Here is a 6,133-nt window from a genome sequence, read left to right as displayed (position 1 = left end):
GCGGTGGACAGCCGATGAGAGAGCTACCCCGCCGGTCACCTCGACCAAGCCTGGCCGGGCTGCGGTCGTAGATCAATTAGATAAGTAGCCGATGACAGTGCATGCGGATGGGAGCAGCCGGCTTTCGCCGGACGCGATCCGTAGGTCATAGCATTCCGTAATGACCCCTGACGAACCTGAAGATCGAGACGCGCTCCGCGTCCAGATGCAGCAGGCAATCGAGACATTCCGGCACCTGACGACGCTGTTTGTCCAAGGTGCAGGCTTTCTGTTAGCGATCGACGGCTTGCTGTTCGGCTATGGTCTGGCCCAGAAGAAAGCGGTACCGCTCCTCATAGCGAGCCTGGCGCCGGTGGGCATTGCTTTCGTCTTGATGTTGGTGCTGTCCAACGGACTACCTGTGGTGTACGTGGCAGTAAAGAGCGAGGAAAGGCTTCTCCCCCGCGAAGCCACTGTCGCTCGAACCTTCGTCATGGCCAAGTATCCACTCGTGTACTCCTGGATCAATCCCTCACAGGAGATGGAACCGAAAGAGCGAGACAGGATGCTCGCCAACCCACCATTGCGAAGCATGCGGGGGTCGAAGACCCTGGTGCTCGCATTGGTGATTGGATCGATCGCCCAGCTTGCCTTGTTCTTCGTTGCTCAGATCTGGTTCGACTATCCGTTCATGTAGGCAAGGTCGTGTTTCCGACAGGAGAGCGATCAGTGCATTGTTCTGCCGCCGACAAGGCGCGGTTCGGCCGACGCTGGCCGCGCTCTGTCGTGCGGTGACAGCCAAGCGTGGCCGGGGCGTGCGCCCTCAAAGGTCACGCACGGTCACTGCAGCGGATAAGTCGCTTCGATGATCAGCGTCCCCGCTGGCACTGCACAGTTCTGTGACGTGCCCCCGGCAAGCGATAGCCCTGCGCCCGACATCGAGGTTGTCGACCGTGTTGAGCTGCGGCTACGCGGGCTCTCACCTGGGCGTTCGCGGCTGGATGTGGCGCAGGTCGGTGCCTCTCTGTAGCCCCTCATCGGCACCCCTCGGTCGCCGTCTGGAGTTCGTGCGCCGGCGGTGGCCTGCCACCCACATCGGACCGTTCGTCTTCAACGCCGGAACGCGCGGATCGCGGCTGAGCGATACACGTCGACTGGTCTCTGGGCTCGGGGAATGGCTATTTATCGCCTCCTCGCGGACACGCCCTGGCCTCGGGCCGCCTGGTCCAGGGTCCGGCGCATGTACTCCAGTGCCTGGCGGTCGTCGAGGTCGGGATCGGGGACGGCGTCGGCGATCCGGCCCCTGGCCTCGGCGACCTGGGTCTCCCAGACCGGTTTGTTTAGCAGGCCGGTCGTGTCGAGGTAGCACAGGATGCGCGCCGCGTCGGCCAGGCGGCCGACCGTCGCCATCATGGCGACGAATTCAATCGAGGCGACCCAGGCCCCATGCACGTTGCCTGTGGTGAGCAGATCATCGACGTGGGAGCGCAGGATGGCGAAGGCCCGCACCCGGTCGCCGCGCCGGAACACCGCCCGCGCCTCGACGGTCTTGTTCGGCGAGTGGGTGCCGGCGGGAACCTTGACGCCGACCGCCTCGTCGAACAGCTGCTCGGCGCGGTCCTGCCGGCCTTGGAACGCGGCGGAGTAACCGAGCAGCATCAGGCACCAGTTCACCAGGGTCGGCGGGCCTTGGGCGCGGTACCGGTCGGCAAGCTTGGCGATGAGCGCCTCGCCGTCCGGGTACTCCCCGCCGAATATCAGCGCCGCGCCGATGTCCACCTCGATCTGCTCGGCCAGGTCGTGCTCGCCGCGCCGACGCAGTTCGGCCAGCGACGCTGGTGCCCGCTGCCCGATCGTCGCGAAGTCGTCGTAGACGCACGCCCGCACATGGTGGATCAGGGGATTGTCCGGCTCGCCGTAGCGGCCGATCAGTCGCTCGTACCCGGCCCGGTTCCGGCTCACCTTGTACCGCTGACCCGCCCAGGTGAGTCCAAAGACGACGAGCTCCGTGTCGTCCGGTGGCGTGATGGCCAGGATGCGTTCGAGCCAGTCGCCGATCTCGGTGCGGCTGCGGAACGGGATCTCCGCGACGACCGGACGGACGAGTGCGTACGCGAGCGCCCGGTCGCCGGTCCTGCAGGCCCAGTCGACCGCGGCCCGCAGGTTGGGCCATAGCTCGTTGAGGCGGGCGACGCCGTCGGCCTCGGCCAGACCGGCGAGTAGCCGGTGGATCTGCGCAACGCTGTCCTGGCACCACCGGGCGTGCCGAACCGCAGCCAGTCCGGTATGCCCGGTCCGGGCGAGCTGCTCGGCCGCGTACTGGCGGATCGGTTCCAGGAACCGGAAGCGCTGCCCGAACGGGCCGGCCTGGACCACGAGCATGGACCGCTCCACGAGGTCGCGGAGCAGGTCATCGACGTCGGGTGCGGCATCGGTGACGGCATCGGCGGCGGCCCGGTCGAACGGGCCGGTGAACACCGACAACCACTGGAGGAGCAGCCGTTCGGGCGGTTCGAGCAGGTCGTACGACCATTGGATGGTGGCCCGCAGCGTCCGGTGCCGCTCGGCGCCGGTACGCCGGCCGCCGACCAGCAGGCGGAGCTGGTCGTCGAGCCGGGCCAGCAGGTCCGCGGTGCCGAGGCTGGTGGTTCGGGCGGCGGCCAGCTCGATGGCCAGCGGAAGGCCATCCAGGCGGCGGCAGATCTCCTCGGCGTCGCGCCGGCTGGCCAACGGATCGAAGATGCGGGAAACGGCCATCGCGCGCTCGTTGAACAGCTCAACTGCCGGCCCGGTCGGTTCCAGCGGAGCAACCGCGATGAGCCGTTCGTGTCCGTGGCCCAGGCCGAGCCCTTCCCGCGAGGTGGCCAGTACCTGCATGTCCGGACAACCCTCGGCGACGGCCTGGGCGAGCTCGGCGGCGCCGTCGATGACGTGCTCGCAGTTGTCCAGGACCAGCAGCGCGCGGCGCGACCGCAGATCGGCCACAATGGACTTCCCCAGCGTCAACCCGGAAGTCTCCTTGACGCCCAGCGAGCCGGCGACGGCCCGTGGTACGTCGATCGAGGAGCCGATCTCGGTCAGGTCGACCAGCCAGGCACCGTCTTCGGCCACCGCCCGCCGCGCCGCAGCCATCGCCAGCCGGGTCTTGCCGATCCCGCCCGGCCCCACCAGGGTCACGACCGGGTACGTCGCCAACGCGTCCTCGATGATCTGCAGATCCTCGTCCCGCCCGATGAGCCGCCCCGGCCGTCGCGGGAGGTTTCCCGGCCGGCCGTCCTGGGCGGCGCTCAGCCGCTGGTCGTGACCGAGGACCAACGACTCAAGCTCCCGCAGCCGAGGACCGGGCTCGACCCCGAACTGCTCGACGAGGTTGCGCCGCGCGGTGCGGTACGCGGCGAGGGCATCGGCCTGCCGCCCGACGCGGTACAGCGCGGTCATCAGCGACGCCCACAGGCCCTCACGGAACGGATACCGCGCCGTCAACTCGGTCAGCCGGGCAACGGCCGCGGCCGGGTCAGTCTCGATGCGACCCTCCAGATCGGCCTCCACCGCGGCCAACCATTGCTCGACCAGACCGTCTATCGTGGCGGCCAGTCCGGGAACGGCCAATCCGGCCAGCGGAAAACCGGTCCACTCGGCCAGCGCCGCGTCGATGTCACCCGCGTCGACAAACCGCTGGAAACGAACCGCGTCCACCGAGTCGGCGGCCACCTCCAAGCGGTAGGCGGCACCGACCCGGACGATCGAGCCGGCGCCCAAGCCCCTGCGCAGACGGACCACGTAGGACTGCAGGGTCCGCCCGGCCGTGCGCGGCGGATCCTCGCCCCACACCAGCTCCACCAGCCGCCAGCCCGGCACCGCGGAACCGGCCGACAGGGCGAGCGCCGCCAGCACCGCCTGACACTTCGGCGGCCCAACATCCACCGGCTCGCCGCGGTCGGTCACCGCACCGACCCCGCCCAGAAGATTGATCTGCACCTCACCAGTGTCTCAACAGATTCACCACCGTGGCTCAACCGGAGCCGGGCACGGTCAACGCATGAGAATTATCAACGGACGCGTCGCCGGAGCGCTCTATCTCGTCATCATCGTGGTCGGCATCGCCTGTGAACTGATCCGCTCACAGATGCTGGTCGCGGGCGACGTCGCGGCGACCGCCGAGAACGTCCAGGAATCCGGGTGGCTGCTGCGAACCGCTGTCTCCACCACCCTGGTTTACACCCTCTGCGAAGTCGTCCTGACGGTAATCCTCTACCAGCTCTTCACGCCGGTCAGCCGACCGATGTCCATGGTCGCGGCCGCCTTCCGGCTCATCAGCCTGGCCATCTACGGCGTCAACCTGCTGAACCTGCTCGCCCCGGTCCTGCTCCTCGACTCCGGCCAACCGCAGACCTTCGCGCTGCTCTTCCTCAACCTGCACCAGCACGGCTACCTCATCGGCCTGACCTTCTTCGCGATGAACTGTCTCGCGATGGGCTACCTGATGGTCAGGTCGAGTCACGTCCCGACGCTCCTGGGCGTCCTATTGGGCGTCGGCGGACTGGGCTACCTGACCAACAGCTACCTGTTCCTCCTCGTGCCCGGCTACCACGGATCCGCCATGCTCCCGCTGCTCGCGCCCGCCTTGGTCGCGGAAACCTGGTTCACCGTGTTTCTCCTGCGCAAGGGTGGCGGCATCCAGGCGTGGCAGGAGCCGGCCGGCCGCCCGGTGAGTATGAGCCTCGGTGATCCATCAAATTGATTTGACGTATTGTCCGAGTCGTGGCCTCGTCGAGTCAACCCGCCCCGGCGTTCGTCCGCCTGGCGGTCACCCGCTGCGCTTGCAGCCGCTGACCGAACTCGCGCACAGCAACTTGCGAGTCCGCGACCTGGTCACGCTGGTCGGCCAGCCGCAGAACCTCGTCTCCTACCACCTGCTGTTGCGCGAGAGCGGCCTGATCACCGCCATCCGCCAACACCTTCGACGGCCACGACAGCCAACTACCACCTGGACCTGGACGGCTGCGCCCACGCATTGGCCGGTACCGGCGCCGTCCTACGCCCGACCCTGCGCCTGGACGGCCCGCACCGGCACGCCGGTCCATCAGCGGCGGCAACCCCGCCGCACCGTGCTGTTCGTATGCGCGGGCAATAGCGCGCGCTCACCGATCGCCGAAGCCTTGCTACGCCGGCGCACCGCCGGGCCACGCGACGGTGATCAGCGCCGGAAGCCAGCCCGAACCGGGCTGCATCCCCACAGGTGCGGGTGCTGCGGGACGATTTCGGCATCGACATCGCGACGCGGCACCCGCTCGGGGCCGGTTGGGGGATCTGTTCCGACTCTGGCCCGGCCGCATCGCTGGCCACCGCTGATCAGCCCACGTCTGGTGGCTCCTCAAACCGCGCCCCAGGTATGACAACGCGACCGGGAAAGCGGCAACGTGGCTGACACGACCAACACCCGGATCGGCGTGGCCAGTTCTTTGTGGTGCCCCCGGCCGGATACAACCCAAAACTGCTCCCCACGGGGACGCCTAGCCATAGCGGCTGACCTGCCCATATAGGCCAGGCCCCGGTGACCTGTCGGTGGCTGATCGGCCCTGGGCGAACGATCCCTTCGTGGGGATGCGGCAGAACCGCTCGCATCCCGGCGCCCGTGAGCCGAGATCGGTCCCGCTGGCCGCATCGGGGGATCAGCGGTTGGTGTACGCCTCGACGACGGAGGTCGGGATACGGCCACGCTCCGAGACAGCCCAGCCGTTCTTGACGGCCCACTCCCGGATCGCCTGGTTCGTCGCCCGGTCACTCACCCTCGACGGCCCGGCAGCACCACGCCGGCCCACGGCACGGCCGGCCTTGGCCGCGACCGCCAGATACGGCTCGAGCGCCGAGCGCAACTTGCCGGCGTTCTTGTCCGACAGGTCAATCGTGTAGGACATACCGTCCAGTCCGAACTCCACCGTCTGGTCGGCGTCGCCACCGTCGAGATCGTCGGTCAACACCGTGATGATCTGACGAGCCATACAAGCCATCCACTCTCTAAACCAACCGATGAAGCCAGCCGACAACGATCCCGGCAAACCGCTCTCCCGCCGAGCGTAGATCATCCGTCCCCGGAACTCGGACGCGGTTCATCGGCGTCGACGCCAAGCCGAACGAAACCGCAGCCACAGCA

5 protein-coding genes are annotated in these 6,133 nt (G+C 67.9%); 3 read left to right on the top strand and 2 right to left on the bottom strand.

Features of this window, described 5'->3' with window-relative positions:
- Positions 1 to 160 precede the first annotated feature (160 nt).
- Positions 161 to 676, top strand: coding sequence for a hypothetical protein (locus ACZ6TI_RS48085; protein ID WP_465352028.1), 516 nt, complete (start codon positions 161 to 163; stop codon positions 674 to 676).
- A gap of 485 nt (positions 677 to 1,161) precedes the next feature.
- On the opposite strand, the gene ACZ6TI_RS48080 is transcribed toward ACZ6TI_RS48085, so the two are convergent.
- Positions 1,162 to 3,957, bottom strand: a complete 2,796-nt coding sequence (locus tag ACZ6TI_RS48080; RefSeq protein WP_465352027.1) for an ATP-binding protein — start codon at positions 3,955 to 3,957, stop codon at positions 1,162 to 1,164.
- A gap of 61 nt (positions 3,958 to 4,018) precedes the next feature.
- Here ACZ6TI_RS48080 and ACZ6TI_RS48075 point away from each other — a divergent pair, with 61 nt between their 5' ends.
- Positions 4,019 to 4,720 carry a DUF4386 domain-containing protein gene (locus ACZ6TI_RS48075; protein WP_465352026.1) on the top strand — a complete coding sequence of 234 codons (702 nt, stop codon included), beginning with the start codon at positions 4,019 to 4,021 and terminating at the stop codon, positions 4,718 to 4,720.
- A complete protein-coding gene (locus ACZ6TI_RS48070; RefSeq protein WP_465352025.1) occupies positions 4,704 to 5,375 on the top strand; it encodes an ArsR/SmtB family transcription factor in 672 nt (223 codons plus the stop codon). Before ACZ6TI_RS48075 ends, ACZ6TI_RS48070 begins: the two co-directional genes overlap by 17 nt.
- A gap of 276 nt (positions 5,376 to 5,651) precedes the next feature.
- Here ACZ6TI_RS48070 and ACZ6TI_RS48065 read toward each other — a convergent pair whose 3' ends face one another.
- Positions 5,652 to 5,981 carry a histone-like nucleoid-structuring protein Lsr2 gene (locus tag ACZ6TI_RS48065; protein ID WP_465352029.1) on the bottom strand — a complete coding sequence of 110 codons (330 nt, stop codon included), beginning with the start codon at positions 5,979 to 5,981 and terminating at the stop codon, positions 5,652 to 5,654.
- Between the last annotated feature and the right edge of the window lie 152 nt (positions 5,982 to 6,133).

It is taken from the genome of Actinoplanes sp. NPDC051388 (genome assembly GCF_055586225.1).
The sequence above is the reverse complement of the archived record's forward strand: the minus strand, read 5'-3'. Positions and strand labels throughout refer to the sequence as shown.